This window comes from Candidatus Accumulibacter sp. ACC003 (assembly GCF_907163085.1).
In the GTDB taxonomy this organism is placed as follows: Bacteria; Pseudomonadota; Gammaproteobacteria; order Burkholderiales; family Rhodocyclaceae; genus Accumulibacter.
In genome coordinates this window covers 268,218-283,753 of record NZ_CAJQTX010000011.1, presented here as the reverse complement: position 1 = coordinate 283,753, position 15,536 = coordinate 268,218, and the positions used below count along the sequence as shown (strand labels likewise).

Sequence of the window (15,536 nt, the reverse complement as noted above, 5' to 3'; positions counted from 1 at the left end):
TCTGTCAAGCTGCGCTGACTCGGTTACTACCTGCACGTGCGAGCAGCACGTCCTGCAGGCCGCCGCCCTGGGGCGCCGGCTCAAACTCATCGGCCCGACGCGCGTGGTCGAAATGCGGCCTGCTACAGGCGAAAATCGATTGCTTGCGGGACGTACCGGCGGCGGCGAGCGGGGTGTCGGCAAACGTCGCCGCCAGACGACCGCCCGCTGCCGTAAGCAGCCGTATCGCTTGCTGTGGCAGCTTCTCGTTGGCCTCGCCGACGAGCACCGCGACGCCGCTGCAACCAGCGTAACAATCTGTGCGGCGGCAGGAAACCGCCAATGCCACCGCGACCGCCGCTGGCCAAACGCCGAGCGCAGGTGCCGCAGATTGGTCAAGCGCAGCGACGAACAGCTGACTGCACGCGGCTGCCGACAGCTCACCACAATCCCCCTACCCAGGTCGACCAAGCAGCGTGCGTATTCGACCGCAGCAAGGAATCCCGTAAATGAACGAAGCCTTTATCTGTGATGCCATCAGAACGCCGATCGGTCGCTATGGCGGCGTGCTGTCCGGTGTGCGGGCCGATGACCTCGCAGCGCTGCCGATTCGCGCCCTGATCGAACGTAATCCTGGCGTCGACTGGTCGCTGGTCGACGACGTGATCTACGGCTGCGCCAATCAGGCCGGCGAAGACAACCGCAACGTCGCCCGCATGGCTGGCCTGCTGGCCGGGCTACCGACCGAGGTTCCCGGAACGACGGTCAACCGCCTGTGCGCTTCGGGAATGGACGCCATCGGTCTGGCGGCGCGCTCGATCAAGGCTGGCGAAGCCGATTTGATGATCGCTGGCGGCGTCGAGAGCATGTCGCGTTCACCCTTCGTCATTCCCAAGGCCGACGGCGCTTTTTCGCGCGCGACGGCGATCCACGACACGACGCTGGGCTGGCGCTTCGTCAACCCCTTGCTAAAGAAGCTGCACGACACGCACTCGATGGCGCAAACAGCCGACAACGTCGCCGCCAAGTTCAACATTTCACGTGCCGACCAGGACGCTTTCGCCTTGCGATCGCAACAACGCTGGGGCGTGGCACACGCCGCCGAGCGCTTTGCCGACGAGATCATGCCGGTCCGAATTGCCCCGAAGAAGGGTAGCGCGGTGCTCATCGATACCGACGAACACCCGCGCCCCGAGATGAGCATGGGCCGACTGGCCAAGCGCGAAGGAATCAACGGCTCGGCACTGAGCGTCACCGCCGGTAACTCGGCGGGTATCAACGACGGCTCTTGCGCACTGCTCATCGCCAGCGAGCAAGCCGCGGCAAAGCACGGCCTGACGCCGCGCGCCCGTATCGTGGCGATGGCCGCCGCCGGCGTCGCACCGCGCATCATGGGCTTCGGCCCGGTGCCTGCCACGCGCAAGCTGCTGGCCAGGACAGGGCTCAGCCTGGACCAGATGGACGTCATCGAAATCAACGAAGCGTTTGCCGCACAGTGCCTGGCGGTGATGCGCGAATTATCGCTTCCCGACAAGGCCGAGCACGTCAATCCGAACGGCGGCGCGATCGCTGTCGGCCACCCTCTTGGCATGACCGGAGCGCGGCTGGCGACGACGGCGACCTGGGAACTACGTCGCCGTGGTGGCCGCTATGCGCTATGTACCTTGTGCGTCGGCGTCGGCCAAGGCGTGGCGATGATCATTGAACGCGTCTAACGAGCGGCCCCCCGTTCACGGGACGAAACGGACGAGCCAGGCGCTGGTTTGGGCGACAGCGCCGGCCCACTGCTCGGGGCGCATGCAATGCGCTGCGCCCGGGATGACGCGGTAAGCAAGACGCTCCGGCTGCGACGCGTACGCGTGCAGCAGCTGCTGGTGCAGCGCCTGCGCCGCCGCCGGCGGTACGACCTGGTCATCGTCGGCGGTAATCGACAGCAAGGCGGTTGGGAAAAAGCGCGCAGGCGCTTGCTCGGCGCCGTCCGAGCAGCTGCATGCCGGCGACCCGAGCAGGGCGACTGCCGCACGGACGCGCCGATCGGCGGCGATTGCGCCATAGACGATGCAGCCACCCATCGACACGCCGGCGACGCCGATGTGCTGCGGATCGCTCAGACCACGATCGACCAGCGCGTCGATCAGCACCGGCAACTCGCTGATCGTTTGCCCGACCAGCGTCTTGAACAACGCGCCACTGGCGTCAGCCACCCCTGAAAACAAGCGCTGAAAGTCGGGCAGCGGCCGCTGACCATGGCCGGCGGCATCGACACCGATCGCCAACAGACCGGCGTCGGCAAAAAGCTGCAGCTCGGGCAGGTGCACTTCCTTGTCGGCGCCCAGACCATGGAACCACAGAACGGTTGGCAAAGCACGCCGCTTACTCGGCGCGCCAGCATCGGCGCCGCGAGGGCGAACGATCAGCGCCGGCAGTTCGCCCAGGAGGCAACGTTCGACCGGCGCCGGCATCGTCAAAAGCGCTGCGGCCAGCGCCCGTGCTGCGGCCGAGAGCCGATTCTCACGTGACCATCAGTGCCGTTTCAGCGGCCATTTTTTCGTAGTACAACCGGACGCCGATCTGATAGCGCTGGCCGCTGCGCAAAGACATCTCGATCCTGGCATTTCTGTCGCTGCCGCTGTCGTCGTCAGCGGCGATCCGAACGTTGCCGTTGGACCGCGCTTCGAAGAGCACCAGCAAGGTGTCAGCGCTGCCGGCGGTGGCGATACTATAGCTTCGCGTTTGTGGCGGCGTGAAATCGAAGACCCGCGTCTCGCCGGCCTTGATCGCCAGCTTCAGCGACCGCCCGACTTCAAGCGCCGGAATCGCCGCCAGCGGACTGCCTGGCGGATACGACGCGACGATCCATGCCTTGTCCGCCGGCGAAAGGCCGCCCTTGGGTTGCAGGCCGCCCCGGTAGGCGGCGGGCTCGACGATCAGACCCGCGCCGAAGGCGTATTCCATGATCGAGTCGGGGTCCCAGTTCGACCCCTTGACTTCAGCCGGGCTGATCTTGCGCAGAATGTTCCAGTCGATCTTCTGCGCGTCCCAGTTGTTGGGCGGCCCCTGGAAGTAACGGCGGACGGCGTCGTTATCCCAGGCAATTCCCGCGAAGGGGTTCTGATGTTCGTGCTCCAGGCCCAGGGCGTGACCGATTTCGTGCATCGCGGTGTCGCGCCCATACGGCGTATCGAGCGGCCAGCCAAAATTCATCGTGCGCTGCAAGGGGTCGCGGACATTGAGATTGTCACGCCCGACGTAGGACCACGACCCGCCGGCCGGGTCGAAGGCGATCCGTATCGTCGCCTCGTCGGGACGCGACACTTGCCTGAAGCTGATACCGATGCCCAGCTGGAACCACGACTCGAAGGCCTTGCGTACCTCGTCAATAGCCACTGCCCCGCCCTTCCAGGCATCGGCAACGGCGTCGCCGCCCTGATAACAGCAATAGCGCAGCTGCGTGCCATTGACCCACTTCTTGCCGCCGGCCAGTATGGCGCGCGTGCGTGCGGCATCGACTGCCGGGTCGAACTGCCGCGCAGGCTGAACCGGCTGACAGCAATAGCGCAATACCGGTGCTTCGCTGGCAGCGGTAGAAAAACTTGTCGCTTCGGGTGACGTGGGCATCTGCTTCTCCTGTCTTGATCGATTGAGGAAGCCGCTACTGGCAGCGACCCTGCCGCGCAGAACTCGCTGCTGCGCTGCCAGCATGCCCGCTGCTTGAGCCATGGTCAAGCCAGCAGTGCCGCGGGGCCGGGAATCATGCGCTAACGGCCATGACATGTTGAGATAGCCCAGATCATGAAAGTCATGACCGTTTCCCTCTCACTTGCAGTGCGCATTCCGGCTTGCACGCCGGAATCGTTCGCCGGGCAGGGAGCATGCTCCCTGAATTCCCCGCCTCACCCCGGCCCTTCTCCCGCAGTGGGGAGAAGGGAAATTCGTGAGTCGCGTACGCGACTTTCACATTAAGCGCATGGCCGACGAAGACCGACGCGCAACGCGCGGCCGCCGGCCGACCTTTGCACCGCTCTGCTATACTGCGCGCTCTTCGCAGCCCCTCGCCAGGCGAACCTTGCCCATGAAATATCAGATCATCCCGGTGACACCCTTCGCGCAGAACTGCAGCCTCCTGTGGTGCGAAAAAAGCATGCACGGCGCGATCGTCGATCCGGGCGGCGACGTCGCTCGTATCCTGCGCGCGGTCGACACCAGGGGCGTCGTCGTCGAGAAGATCCTCGTCACCCATGGGCATATCGATCATGCCGGCGCAGTCGCCGAGCTGGCGGCGCGCCTGTCCTTGCCGATCGAGGGGCCGCAACGCGACGACCAGTTCTGGATCGACGACATGCCGGGTCAGAGCCGGATGTTCGGACTCGCCAACGCGCTCGCCTTCACGCCCGACCGCTGGCTCGAACACGGTGATTCGGTGCGCTTCGGCGAGGTCGAGTTGGACGTCCTGCATTGCCCGGGGCATACGCCAGGACACGTCGTTTTCTTCAGCAAGGCGGACCGTCTGGCGATCGTCGGCGACGTCCTCTTCGAGGGTTCGATCGGGCGGACGGATTTTCCAAAAGGCAATTTCGAGACGCTGATCGCTTCGATCCGCGAGCGGCTCTGGCCGCTCGGCGACGATGTCGCTTTCCTGCCGGGACACGGACCGATGTCGACCTTTGGTGCCGAGCGGCGCAGCAACCCCTTCTGCGGCGACTAGTAGCGGCGATCGCCGGCGCTGATCGTTCTTGCGGCGAAGCGCCAAGCCCGATCCGGGCTTTGCCAGACGCAGCGCCAAACGCCATCGGCGAGCGCCACGACGGGCATCGGGAGGAAAAAGCCAAGGGCAAGGAAAGTGCTCGTCGCCCTCGGCTACACCACTCGCCTAGAAGTGCAGCGGCCTCTTGTCGCAGGCCAGCGCAGCTTCATGAACCACTTCCGACAGCGTCGGGTGCGCATGGCAGATACGCGCCAGGTCCTCGGAAGCGGCGCCGAACTCCATCGCCACAACGCCCTCGGAGATCAACTCGGAGGCGTTCGCGCCAATGATGTGTACGCCGAGGATGCGATCGCTCTCGGCACAAGTCAGCATCTTGACGAAACCGCTGGCGTCACCCATCCCCAAGGCACGGCCGTTCGCCGCAAACGGGATCTTGCCGACCTTGAAGGCCACGCCATCGGCCTTCAGCTGCTGCTCGGTCTTGCCGACCCAGGCAATTTCCGGGCTGGTGTAGATTACCCAGGGAATCGTCTCGAAATTGCAGTGCCCAGCCTGGCCGGCGATGATTTCGGCGACCATCACGCCCTCTTCCATCGCCTTGTGCGCGAGCATCGGGCCGGCCACCACGTCGCCGACCGACCAAACTCCCGGGAGATTGGTACGACAATGCGAATCGACTTCGATCTGGCCGCGCTCGTTGAGTTTCAGGCCGACTTTTTCGGCGTCCAGACCATCGGTATTGGCGATCCGGCCAATCGAGACGATCAGCCGGTCGGCGTCGAGCTTCTGCTCCTGACCATCCTTGTCGGTATAGTCGATCGAAACGCCCTTCTGGGAAACCTTGACGTCGCCGATCTCGATACCGGTGACGATCTGCAAACCTTGCTTGGCAAACAGCTTGGCGGCTTCCCGGGCGACGTCGATGTCGGCCAGCGAGAGAAACTCGGGCAGCGCTTCGAGCAGCGTCACCTCGGCACCGAGACGACGCCAGACGCTGCCCATTTCGAGGCCGATCACGCCAGCGCCGATAACCGCCAGCTTCTTCGGGACGGCGTTGATGTCAAGCGCGCCGACGTTGTCGCAAACGATCTCGTTATCGACCGGAACACCGGGCAGGTGACGCGCCTTCGAGCCGGTAGCAACGATCACCTGTTTCGCCTCGACGACGCTTTCGCCGACCTTGATCGTCCACAGTTCGCTCCCTTCCGAACCGCTACGGCCGACGAAGGCACCGTGGCCGTTGAGCAGGGTGACCTTGTTTTTCTTGAACAAGGCCTTGATACCGCTGGTGAGCTGCTTGACGATGCCGTCCTTGCGACCAACCATCTTGGTTACGTCAATCGTCGGCGTACCGACGCCGATACCCTGAGCGGCAAAGCCGTGCGCGGCTTCCTCGAAAAGATGCGAGGTATGGAGCAGCGCCTTGGACGGAATACAACCGACGTTCAGGCAAGTACCGCCAAGACGCGGTTCGCCTTTCGGGTCGGCATAGGCGTTGGATTCACAGCAGGCGACACTGAAACCGAGCTGAGCGGCGCGAATAGCGGCAATGTAACCACCGGGACCACCGCCGATCACGAGAACGTCGAATTGCTTGGACATGATAGATTCCCTTTCCAGCCGCAAAGACAACAGGGCACGGAGTTAACACAGAGCAAAGCTCTGCGTCTCCGTGCCCTGGTTTAGTGGTTAAACACCCAGGAGCAGGCGGGCCGGGTCTTCCAGCGCCTCCTTCATGGTCACCAGACCGAGTACCGCTTCGCGACCGTCGATGATGCGGTGGTCGTAGGACATCGCCAGATAGTTGATCGGACGAATGACGACCTGACCGTTTTCGACGACTGGACGATCCTTGGTGGCATGAATCCCGAGGATCGCCGACTGCGGCGGGTTGATGATCGGCGTCGACAGCATCGACCCGAAAATACCACCGTTCGAGATCGAGAAGGTGCCGCCGGTGAGGTCTTCCATGGTCAACTTGCCGTCCCTGGCCTTGCCGCCGAACTCGCCAATCTTCTTCTCGATGTCGGCGATCGACATCTGGTCGGCGTCGCGCAGGATCGGCACGACCAGGCCGCGCGGACTACCGACGGCGATCCCGATATCAATGTAGCCGTGATAGACGATGTCGCTGCCATCGACCGAGGAATTGATGATCGGGAACTTCTGCAGCGCGGCGACGGCGGCCTTGACGAAGAAACCCATGAAGCCCAGGCGGACGCCGTGCGCTTTTTCGAAGCGCTCACCATACTGCTTGCGCAGCGCCATCACCGGAGCCATGTTGACTTCGTTGAAGGTAGTCAGGATGGCATTGCTGGCCTGCGACTGCAGCAAGCGCTCGGCGACGCGCGCGCGCAGGCGCGACATCGGCACGCGCTGTTCCGGGCGATCACCGAGCGCCACGCTCACCGTCGGCGCGGCGGCTAGTGCCGGCGCTGCACTCTTGCTGGCGGCAGCGGCGACCGCCGGCGCGGCCGTGACGAAGGGGCTGGGCGGCGGCGTCGGCTGTGCGGCCAGCGCATCGGCCTTGGTCACGCGACCACCACGGCCGCTACCGGCCACGTCGCCAGCGGCGACGCCCTTCTCCTCCAGGATCTTGCGCGCGGCGGGCATGGCCACGCCTGCCGCAGGTGCTGCCGCCGGAGTGGTCGCTACCGGTGCGGCCGCTTTCGCCGCTGCGGCGGTTTTCGCCGCGGGTGCAGCCACCGCCCCTGCCTGGGCGGCGGTATCGATGCGCGCGATGATCTCGCCGGCAACAACGGTTTCGCCGTCACCCTTGACAATTTCAACGAGCACGCCGCCATCGGGAGCCGGCAGCTCGAGAACCACCTTATCGGTCTCGATGTCGATCAGGTTCTCATCCCGGGCGACGGCCTCGCCGGCCTTTTTATGCCACGAAACCAGTGTCGCTTCAGCGACCGATTCCGAAAGCTGTGGAACTTTGACGTCGATGATCATGTTCTCTCCGTTCTAGGCCAATTTGTAGTATTCGATCTCACCGAGCGCGGAGTCGATCAGAGCCTTTTGTTGGGCATTGTGCTTGCTGGCGTAGCCAACTGCCGGGGAAGCTGCCGCTGGGCGCGAGACCAGCAGCAGGTGCTGCTTGTCGTTGAGCTGGCGCGACAGGTGCTGGCGCGACGCGATCCAGTACCAGGGCCCCTGGTTGCGCGGCTCGTCCTGACACCAGACGATCTCGGTGGCCTTGGGATACTTCGCCATCTCTTCGTTGAACGAGTCTTGCGGAAAAGGATAGAGCTGCTCGAGACGGGCGATGGCGATGTGGGCGACCTTTTTCTCGTGCCGTGCGGCGACCAGATCGTAGTAGATCTTGCCGGAACAGAAGATCACCCGGGTAACCTTCTTGGCGTTGATCGGCTCCACTTCACCAATCACCCGCTGGAACTCGCCGTCGCTCAGTTGTTCCAGGCTCGACGTGGCGTCCTTGTGGCGCAGCAAGGACTTTGGCGAAAAGACGATCAGCGGCTTGCGCTGGTTACGCACCGCTTGCCGACGTAGGAGGTGGAAAATCTGCGCCGGCGTCGTCGGCTGACAGACCTCCATGTTCATCTCGGCACAGAGTTGCATGTAGCGCTCGATGCGCGCCGATGAATGCTCAGGCCCCTGCCCTTCGTAGCCGTGCGGCAGCAGCAGCACCAGACCACTGGCGCGACCCCACTTGGCCTCTCCGGCGGCGAGGAACTGGTCTATTACCACCTGCGCGCCGTTGGCAAAGTCGCCGAATTGCGCCTCCCAGACGACCAACTCAAAGGGATTGGCCGTCGAGTAACCGTATTCGAAGGCGAGGACCGCTTCCTCGGAGAGCACCGAGTCAAAGCACTGGAAGCTGGCCTGCCGCTCCTGCAGGAAAGCCAGCGGGTAATACGTGCCCCGCTCCCAGCTCTCGCGGTTCTGGTCGTGCAGGGCCGCGTGCCGATGGAAGAAGGTGCTGCGGCCAACGTCTTCGCCGGAAATCCGAACCCCGTAGCTGGAAACCAGCAAGGACGCGTAGGCAAGATTCTCAGCCATCCCCCAGTCGACCCGGACCTTGCCCTCGCCCATCAGGCGGCGATCGTCGATGATTTTCTTGACGCGGCTGTGCAGGGTGAAATTTTCCGGCAGTGTCGTCAGCCGCTCGGCCAGGCGCCGCAGTTCGGCGATCGGCACCCGGGTATCGCAGGTCTCGATGTAGCTCGGCGCGATGAAAGGCGACCAGTCGATGGTCATCGGATGCTTGTAGCCGGCGAGCACCGGATTGTACAACAACTCGCCGCGGTCGAGATGAGCGCGGTAGTCGGCGATGAACTCGTCCGGAGCCTCCGGGCCAATGACGCCTTCGGCAACCAGCTTGTCGGCGTACAGCTTGCGCGTGCCGGGATGCTGGTGGATCGTCTTGTACATCAGCGGCTGCGTGACCATCGGCTCATCCTGCTCGTTGTGACCGAGCTTGCGATAGCAGACGATGTCGACGACGACGTCCTTCTTGAACGTCCGGCGGTAGTCCATGGCGATACCGGTAACCAGGGCCACCGCTTCGGGATCGTCGCCATTGACGTGGAAAATCGGCGCTTCGGCCATCTTGAAGATGTCCGTGCAGTACAGCGACGAACGGTAGTCGCGGGGGTCCGAGGTGGTAAAACCAATCTGGTTGTTGACCACGATATGCATCGTGCCGCCAACGCCGTAGCCGCGCGTTTGCGCAAAGTTGACCATTTCCTGGTTGACGCCCTGCCCGGCAACGGCCGCATCGCCATGAATGAGCACCGCCAGGACCTTGTCCTTGCCGTCCGCGCCACGTCGGCGCTGCCGCGAGTACACCGAACCGACGACCACCGGATTGACGATTTCAAGATGCGAGGGGTTGAATGACAAGGTCAGATGGCACGGTCCGCCCGGCGTAGACACGTCGGACGAGTAGCCCATGTGATACTTGACGTCACCGGCGGTCAAGTCCTGCGCTTTCCGGCCCTCGAACTCGTCGAAGAGCATCGCCGGTACCTTGCCGAGGGTATTGACCAGAACGTTGAGGCGGCCACGGTGCGCCATGCCGACAACGATCTCGTCAACGCCGCCGGTGCCGGCGACGCGGATCAGCTCGTCGAGCGAGACGATCAGCGACTCGCCACCTTCGAGCGAGAAACGCTTCTGGCCGACGTAGCGGGTATGCAGGTAGCGCTCGAGCGTCTCGGCGGCGGTCAGGCGCTCGAGCTTGCGCGTCTTCTCCTCGACCGTGTAGTTCGGCTTGGAATGAATACGTTCGAGGCGATCCTGGACCCAGCGCTTCTCGGCCAGGTTGCTGAGGTACATGTACTCGACGCCAATCGACCCGCAATAGGTCGCTTTCAAGGCATCGAGAATCTGCCCGAAGGTCGCACGCTCGGGAACGCCCCTGAACGAACCAACGGCAAAAACGGTGTTCAGGTCAGCGTCGGAAAGGCCGTAGTACGCCGGGTCGAGCTGTGGCAAATCAGGGCGCGGCGTGCGCTTGAGTGGGTCCAGATTGGCCCAGCGATCGCCGGCAAAACGATAGGCGGTGATCATCTGCAGAATGGCCACCTGCTTCTTGTCGTCCACCGGCGCCACCGCAGCAGCGCGATAGCCGCCCTTCTTCGCCTGTTCGGCGAAAGCGTTGATTACCGGCAGATGCGGCACGTCGCGCGCGACGGCACCTGGCAACTGCGCCAGCTTGTCGAAGTAGTCGCGCCACTGCTCGGAGACGGAACCGGGATTGTCGAGATAGTTTTCGTACAACTCCTCGACGAAGGGCGCGTTGCCGCCAAAGAGGAGGGAGTTACCAAAAAGCTCATTCATCATGGCAGTTACCTGTCGTCACGGTCTTGGTTCAGATTGCGAAACCCTGTGGTCTACGGCCACAGCATGAAAAAAGGGCGGCTACCGTCTGCCGCCCTTCGGAGTCCGCTGGTCTAGCGCTGGTCCGCCGGAACCACCTTACGCCGTGCCGCCCCCATGTACAGCTGCCGCGGGCGCCCGATCTTGTACTCCGGATCATTGATCATCTCTTCCCATTGCGTCATCCAGCCAACGGTGCGGGCCAGTGCAAAGATGCAGGTGAACATGGTGGTCGGAATACCGAGCGCCTTCTGAACGATCCCTGAGTAGAAATCAACGTTCGGATAAAGTTTCTTCTCGATGAAGTAATCGTCCTCAAGGGCGATTCTTTCGAGCTCCATCGCCAGCTTGAACAAGCGATCGTTTTCCAGACCGAGTTCCTGAAGGACGTCGTTGCAGACCGTCCTCATCAGCTTGGCGCGCGGGTCGAAGTTCTTGTACACGCGGTGACCGAAGCCCATCAGCTTGAAGCTGTCGTTCTTGTCTTTGGCCCGCGCGATGTATTCGCCAACGCGCGAAACGTCGTGAATCTCTTCGAGCATCTGCAGGCAGGCCTCGTTGGCACCACCGTGCGCAGGCCCCCAGAGACAGGCGATGCCCGCCGAGATGCAGGCGTACGGATTGGCCCCCGATGAACCCGAAAGGCGAACCGTCGAGGTTGACGCGTTCTGCTCGTGATCGGCGTGCAGGGTGAAGATCATGTCGAGCGCGTGCACCAGGACCGGGTTCGGCTTGTACTCCTCGCACGGCGTGCCGAACATCATGTGCATGAAGTTCGCGGTGTAATCAAGGTCGTTGCGCGGATACATGAACGGCTCGCCGACGTGGTACTTGTAGGCCATGGCGACGATCGTCGGCAGCTTGGCGATGATGCGGTTGAAGCTGATGTTCTGGTGCTCGAGATCCGAAAAATCCTCCGCCTCGTGGTAGAACGCCGACAGCGCGCCGACGACACCGACCAGAATCGCCATCGGGTGCGCGTCACGACGGAAGCCCTGGTAGAACTTCACCAGTTGCTCGTGCACCATCGTGTGCTGCTTGATGTTCTTCTCGAAGGCCACTTTCTGCACCGGCGTCGGCAACTCGCCGTTCCACAACAGGTAGGCCACCTCCAGGAAGTTGCAGCTCTCGGCCAGTTGCTCGATCGGATAGCCGCGATAGAGCAGTTCGCCCTTGTCGCCGTCGATGAAGGTGATCTTCGAGCGGCAGCTGGCCGTCGACAGGTACCCGGAGTCGTAGGTGAATAACCCGGTCTTGGCGCCCAGGGTGCGGATGTCGATGCAATCATTGCCGTGCGTAGGCGTCATGATCGGGAACTCGACAGGATCCCGCCCCTCGATAGTGAGAATTGCTTTACGTTCGGTCGTCATTGGTTAATCCCCGTTCAGGTGTTGATGGCACAGCGGCAAATTTGAAACTGCCAGATTAGGGCAGATCCCTTACTTGACTCTTACGTTGCGCAACAGCGCAAGAACTTCTCCCTGCACGGCATCGGTGCACTCCTGGCTGCCATTGATCAGCGGCCACAGTTCCAGATCTTCCATGTCGGCGAGAACCACAAACGCATCGGCCTGTTGCTCGGTCAGGGTCGGGAACTGCTGCTCGAGAAATTCTCCGAGCAACAGGTCCATCTCGAGCATGGCGCGGCGCGTACAACGCCAGCGCAGGCGGTTGATCCTTTCTCGTTGGTCCATCAAATTGCGCGACGGACCATCAGTTCCTTGATCTTGCCGATTGCCTGCGTCGGGTTCAGATTCTTCGGGCAGACGTCGACGCAGTTCATGATCGAGTGACAACGGAACAGACGATAGGGATCCTCGAGGTCATCGAGGCGCTCGTTGGTTGCCTGGTCGCGGGTGTCGGCGATGAAGCGGTAGGCGTTCAACAGCCCGGCCGGACCGACGAACTTGTCCGGATTCCACCAGAACGACGGGCACGACGTCGAACAGCAGGCGCAGAGAATACACTCATAGAGGCCGTTGAGTTCATCGCGCTCTTCGGGCGACTGCAGACGCTCGCGTTCGGGGCGTGGTCCTTCATTGATCAGGTAGGGCTTGATCGAATGGTACTGCTTGAAGAACTGGGTCATATCGACGATCAGGTCGCGAATCACCGGCAGGCCCGGCAAGGGTCGCAGAACGACCGGCTGCTTGAGCTCGCTGATGTCGGTAAGACACGCCAGACCGTTCTTGCCATTGATGTTCATGGCATCGGATCCACAAATACCCTCGCGGCACGAGCGACGATAGGACAGCGTATCGTCGATGGCCTTCAGGCGGGTGAGGATGTCGAGCAACTTGCGGTCGAGGGCGAAATCAACTTCGACCGACATATCCTGCATGTAGGGCGCTTCGTCCTTGTCGGGATCGTAGCGGTAGATCTTGAACAGCATGGTACTGGTGGCCATAATCATTGACTCCTTGGCGTACGCGATCAGTAGGAGCGCGTCTTCAGCGCGATGGTTTCGACAGACAGTGGCGTCATGGTCACCGGCTTGTAACTCAGGCGACTCCCCTCGCGATGCCACAGGGTGTGTTTGTGCCAGAGGACGTCGTCACGCCCGTTTGGATTTTCCGGCGTATCGGGCGCATCGTCACGGACGTGCGCACCACGCGACTCTTTACGTGCCTCGGCCGAAACCAGCGTCGCTTTGGCCACTTCAATCAGGTTGTCGAGTTCCAGCGCTTCAACGCGCGCCGTATTCCAGACTTGCGACTTGTCCTTGATTTCCGTCTTCGCCACCGCCTTCTCGATCTCGGTAATCTTGGCGACGCCTTCGAGCAGCATGTCCTTGAAGCGGAAGACGCCGCAGTGCTTCTGCATCGTGCGTTGCAGATCGAGTCGGGTCTCGTTGACATTGCTGCCGCCGGTCTGCGTGTTGAGGCGGTCCAGACGCGCCATCGTGCGCTCGGCGTAGCCCGCCGGCAAATCCTTGAGCGCGATCGCGCCCGACTTGACGTCGTCGATCACCGAATCGCCTGACGACTTGCCGAAGACCAGCAGGTCGAGCAGCGAGTTGGTGCCCAGCCGGTTGGCACCATGCACCGAAGCACAGGCGACCTCACCGGCGGCGTAGAAGCCCTTGACCGGCGTGCCGTCCGGACTGACGACCTGACCTTTGTAATTGGTAGGAATACCGCCCATCTGATAGTGACACGTCGGCACCACCGGAATCGGCGCCTTGATCGGGTCGATGCCGGCAAACTGGATCGAAATCTCGCGAATTCCCGGCAGCCGTTTCATGATCGTCGCCGGATCGAGGTGGGTAATGTCGAGCAGGACGAAGTCCTTGTTCGGCCCGCAGCCACGACCCTCGTTGATTTCGGTGACCATGGCGCGCGAAACGACGTCGCGTGAAGCCAGATCCTTGGCGTTCGGCGCGTAACGCTCCATGAAACGTTCGTTGTCCGAGTTGCGCAGGATGCCACCTTCACCGCGCACCCCCTCGGTGATCAACACACCAGCGCCGGCGACGCCGGTCGGGTGGAACTGCCAGAACTCCATGTCCTCGAGCGGAATACCGGCGCGCGCTGCCATCCCCAGACCGTCGCCGGTATTGATGAAAGCATTGGTCGACGAGTAGTAGATGCGGCCGGCACCGCCGGTTGCGAAGACAGTGGCCTTGGCGTGAAAAGCAACGACTTCGCCGGTTTCCATTTCCAGGGCGAGGACGCCGAGCACCTGGCCCGCTTCGTCACGGATCAGATCGAGCGCCATCCATTCGACAAAGAACTGCGTATTGGCGCGCACGTTCCGCTGGTACAGCGCGTGCAGCATCGCGTGCCCGGTGCGGTCGGCGGCAGCACAGGCCCGACGAACCGGCTTCTCACCGAAGTTCGACATGTGGCCGCCAAAAGGCCGCTGGTAGATCTTGCCTTCGTCGGTGCGGTCAAACGGCATGCCGAAGTGCTCGAGCTCGACGACCACCTCGGGCGCCATGCGACACATGTACTCGATTGCGTCCTGGTCGCCGAGCCAGTCGGAACCCTTGACCGTATCGTACATGTGCCAATGCCAGTGATCCTCCTCCGAGTTACCCAGGGAAGCTGAGACCCCGCCCTGCGCGGCGACGGTGTGCGAACGCGTCGGAAAGACCTTCGACAGCACCGCCGTCTTCAGGCCACCTTCGGAAAGCTGAATCGCCGCCCGCAGCCCGGAACCGCCTGCGCCAACGATTACTGCATCGAATTTACGTACCGGTATGCTTTGCTTGCTCACTTACATTCTCCACAGAATCTGAACCGCCCAGCCGGCGTAACCGACCAGCACCGCAGCTGTCGCCATCATCATCAGCAAACGCAGACCATCTGGCTTGACGTAGTCCATCCAGATATCGCGAACGCCTATCCAGGCGTGATAGAAAAGGCTGACAAAGAACAGGAAGGTGGCGAACTTCATGAAACCGTTGGCGAAGACGCCGCGCCAGGTTTCGAAGGAATTCGGTCCGACAGCACCGATGACGACCAGGAAGATGACGGTGTAGACAGCCATCACGATGGCTGTACCGCGCTGGATGACCCAGTCCTTGAGGCCGTAGTGCGCCCCGACGAGTATGCGATTTACCATAGCACTCTAACTCCCACGATCAGGGTCAGAACGATGCTGACGCCAAATACGATCTTGCTCGAAAGACGCGCCGACTCGAGGTCTATGCCCTTGTGCATGTCGAGCAGCAGGTAGCGAATACCGGCGCAGAAGTGATGCATGTAGAAGTAGATCAGTCCCAGCAGGACAATCTTGACCAGCGGATGACCGACCACCGCGCTGAAGCTGGCAAAGCTTTCCGGAGAGCTCAGGCTGCTCTGAAACAGCCATAACAGGAAGGGCAGCAGCAAAAAGAGCGCTGCGCCGCTGACCCGGTGAAGAATTGAAAGGACACCTGGAAGCGGTAGCCTGATGGTGGGCAAGTCCAGATTCTTTGGACGCTTTTTCTTGATTGCCAGTTCTGCCATGAACGTCATCCCTCATGTGTAATACAGCCGCATCTGCGGCGTTTGACCCCCGA

14 protein-coding genes are annotated in these 15,536 nt (G+C 62.2%); 2 read left to right on the top strand and 12 right to left on the bottom strand.

Features of this window, described 5'->3' with window-relative positions:
• Positions 1-4: 4 nt before the first annotated feature.
• Positions 5-268: a hypothetical protein gene (locus tag QZ656_RS23200; RefSeq protein WP_291995606.1), complete on the bottom strand. Its 264-nt coding sequence runs from the start codon at positions 266-268 to the stop codon at positions 5-7.
• A gap of 220 nt (positions 269-488) precedes the next feature.
• Here QZ656_RS23200 and pcaF point away from each other — a divergent pair, with 220 nt between their 5' ends.
• The gene (gene pcaF / locus QZ656_RS23195; protein ID WP_291995605.1) at positions 489-1,694 is read left to right on the top strand and encodes a 3-oxoadipyl-CoA thiolase; all 1,206 of its coding nucleotides are present in this window, start codon (positions 489-491) and stop codon (positions 1,692-1,694) included.
• A 15-nt stretch (positions 1,695-1,709) separates the two neighbouring features.
• Here pcaF and QZ656_RS23190 read toward each other — a convergent pair whose 3' ends face one another.
• Complete coding sequence (locus tag QZ656_RS23190; protein ID WP_291995604.1) at positions 1,710-2,342, bottom strand: dienelactone hydrolase family protein; 633 nt, start codon at positions 2,340-2,342, stop codon at positions 1,710-1,712.
• Positions 2,343-2,490: 148 nt separating this feature from the next.
• Positions 2,491-3,597 carry a M12 family metallopeptidase gene (locus QZ656_RS23185; RefSeq protein ID WP_291995603.1) on the bottom strand — a complete coding sequence of 369 codons (1,107 nt, stop codon included), beginning with the start codon at positions 3,595-3,597 and terminating at the stop codon, positions 2,491-2,493.
• Between the two features lie 454 nt (positions 3,598-4,051).
• Between QZ656_RS23185 and QZ656_RS23180 the strand changes: the two genes are divergently transcribed.
• Positions 4,052-4,684 carry an MBL fold metallo-hydrolase gene (locus tag QZ656_RS23180; protein ID WP_291995602.1) on the top strand — a complete coding sequence of 211 codons (633 nt, stop codon included), beginning with the start codon at positions 4,052-4,054 and terminating at the stop codon, positions 4,682-4,684.
• Between the two features lie 165 nt (positions 4,685-4,849).
• Here QZ656_RS23180 and lpdA read toward each other — a convergent pair whose 3' ends face one another.
• From lpdA to sdhC, 9 genes are all read right to left on the bottom strand, one after another.
• Positions 4,850-6,286, bottom strand: coding sequence for a dihydrolipoyl dehydrogenase (gene lpdA / locus QZ656_RS23175; RefSeq protein ID WP_291995601.1), 1,437 nt, complete (start codon positions 6,284-6,286; stop codon positions 4,850-4,852).
• A gap of 87 nt (positions 6,287-6,373) precedes the next feature.
• A complete protein-coding gene (odhB, locus tag QZ656_RS23170; protein WP_291995600.1) occupies positions 6,374-7,642 on the bottom strand; it encodes a 2-oxoglutarate dehydrogenase complex dihydrolipoyllysine-residue succinyltransferase in 1,269 nt (422 codons plus the stop codon).
• 12 nt (positions 7,643-7,654) lie between these two features.
• Positions 7,655-10,495 carry a 2-oxoglutarate dehydrogenase E1 component gene (locus QZ656_RS23165; RefSeq protein WP_291995599.1) on the bottom strand — a complete coding sequence of 947 codons (2,841 nt, stop codon included), beginning with the start codon at positions 10,493-10,495 and terminating at the stop codon, positions 7,655-7,657.
• 110 nt (positions 10,496-10,605) lie between these two features.
• Positions 10,606-11,901: a citrate synthase gene (gltA, locus tag QZ656_RS23160; RefSeq protein WP_291995598.1), complete on the bottom strand. Its 1,296-nt coding sequence runs from the start codon at positions 11,899-11,901 to the stop codon at positions 10,606-10,608.
• A 69-nt stretch (positions 11,902-11,970) separates the two neighbouring features.
• On the bottom strand, positions 11,971-12,225 hold the full coding sequence (locus QZ656_RS23155; protein WP_291995597.1) for a succinate dehydrogenase assembly factor 2: 255 nt from the start codon (positions 12,223-12,225) through the stop codon (positions 11,971-11,973).
• Positions 12,225-12,938 (bottom strand): succinate dehydrogenase iron-sulfur subunit, encoded by a 714-nt coding sequence (locus QZ656_RS23150; protein WP_291995596.1) that lies wholly within the window; start codon positions 12,936-12,938, stop codon positions 12,225-12,227. Before QZ656_RS23150 ends, QZ656_RS23155 begins: the two co-directional genes overlap by 1 nt.
• Before the next feature lie 26 nt (positions 12,939-12,964).
• Entirely contained in the window at positions 12,965-14,749 is a 1,785-nt protein-coding gene (gene sdhA, locus QZ656_RS23145) for a succinate dehydrogenase flavoprotein subunit (protein ID WP_291995595.1), read from the bottom strand.
• Positions 14,750-15,097, bottom strand: a complete 348-nt coding sequence (gene sdhD, locus QZ656_RS23140; RefSeq protein ID WP_291995594.1) for a succinate dehydrogenase, hydrophobic membrane anchor protein — start codon at positions 15,095-15,097, stop codon at positions 14,750-14,752.
• Positions 15,091-15,483, bottom strand: a complete 393-nt coding sequence (gene sdhC, locus QZ656_RS23135; RefSeq protein ID WP_291995593.1) for a succinate dehydrogenase, cytochrome b556 subunit — start codon at positions 15,481-15,483, stop codon at positions 15,091-15,093. Before sdhC ends, sdhD begins: the two co-directional genes overlap by 7 nt.
• Positions 15,484-15,536 lie beyond the last annotated feature (53 nt).

Coding starts and splice junctions, on each gene's coding strand:
- gltA (WP_291995598.1), bottom strand. CDS start 11,901: ATGACGACCGAACGTAAAGCAATTCTCACTATCGAGGGGCGGGATCCT.
- sdhD (WP_291995594.1), bottom strand. CDS start 15,097: ATGGTAAATCGCATACTCGTCGGGGCGCACTACGGCCTCAAGGACTGG.
- pcaF (WP_291995605.1), top strand. CDS start 489: ATGAACGAAGCCTTTATCTGTGATGCCATCAGAACGCCGATCGGTCGC.
- sdhC (WP_291995593.1), bottom strand. CDS start 15,483: ATGGCAGAACTGGCAATCAAGAAAAAGCGTCCAAAGAATCTGGACTTG.
- QZ656_RS23150 (WP_291995596.1), bottom strand. CDS start 12,938: ATGGCCACCAGTACCATGCTGTTCAAGATCTACCGCTACGATCCCGAC.
- lpdA (WP_291995601.1), bottom strand. CDS start 6,286: ATGTCCAAGCAATTCGACGTTCTCGTGATCGGCGGTGGTCCCGGTGGT.
- odhB (WP_291995600.1), bottom strand. CDS start 7,642: ATGATCATCGACGTCAAAGTTCCACAGCTTTCGGAATCGGTCGCTGAA.
- QZ656_RS23185 (WP_291995603.1), bottom strand. CDS start 3,597: ATGCCCACGTCACCCGAAGCGACAAGTTTTTCTACCGCTGCCAGCGAA.
- QZ656_RS23180 (WP_291995602.1), top strand. CDS start 4,052: ATGAAATATCAGATCATCCCGGTGACACCCTTCGCGCAGAACTGCAGC.
- QZ656_RS23165 (WP_291995599.1), bottom strand. CDS start 10,495: ATGATGAATGAGCTTTTTGGTAACTCCCTCCTCTTTGGCGGCAACGCG.
- QZ656_RS23155 (WP_291995597.1), bottom strand. CDS start 12,225: ATGGACCAACGAGAAAGGATCAACCGCCTGCGCTGGCGTTGTACGCGC.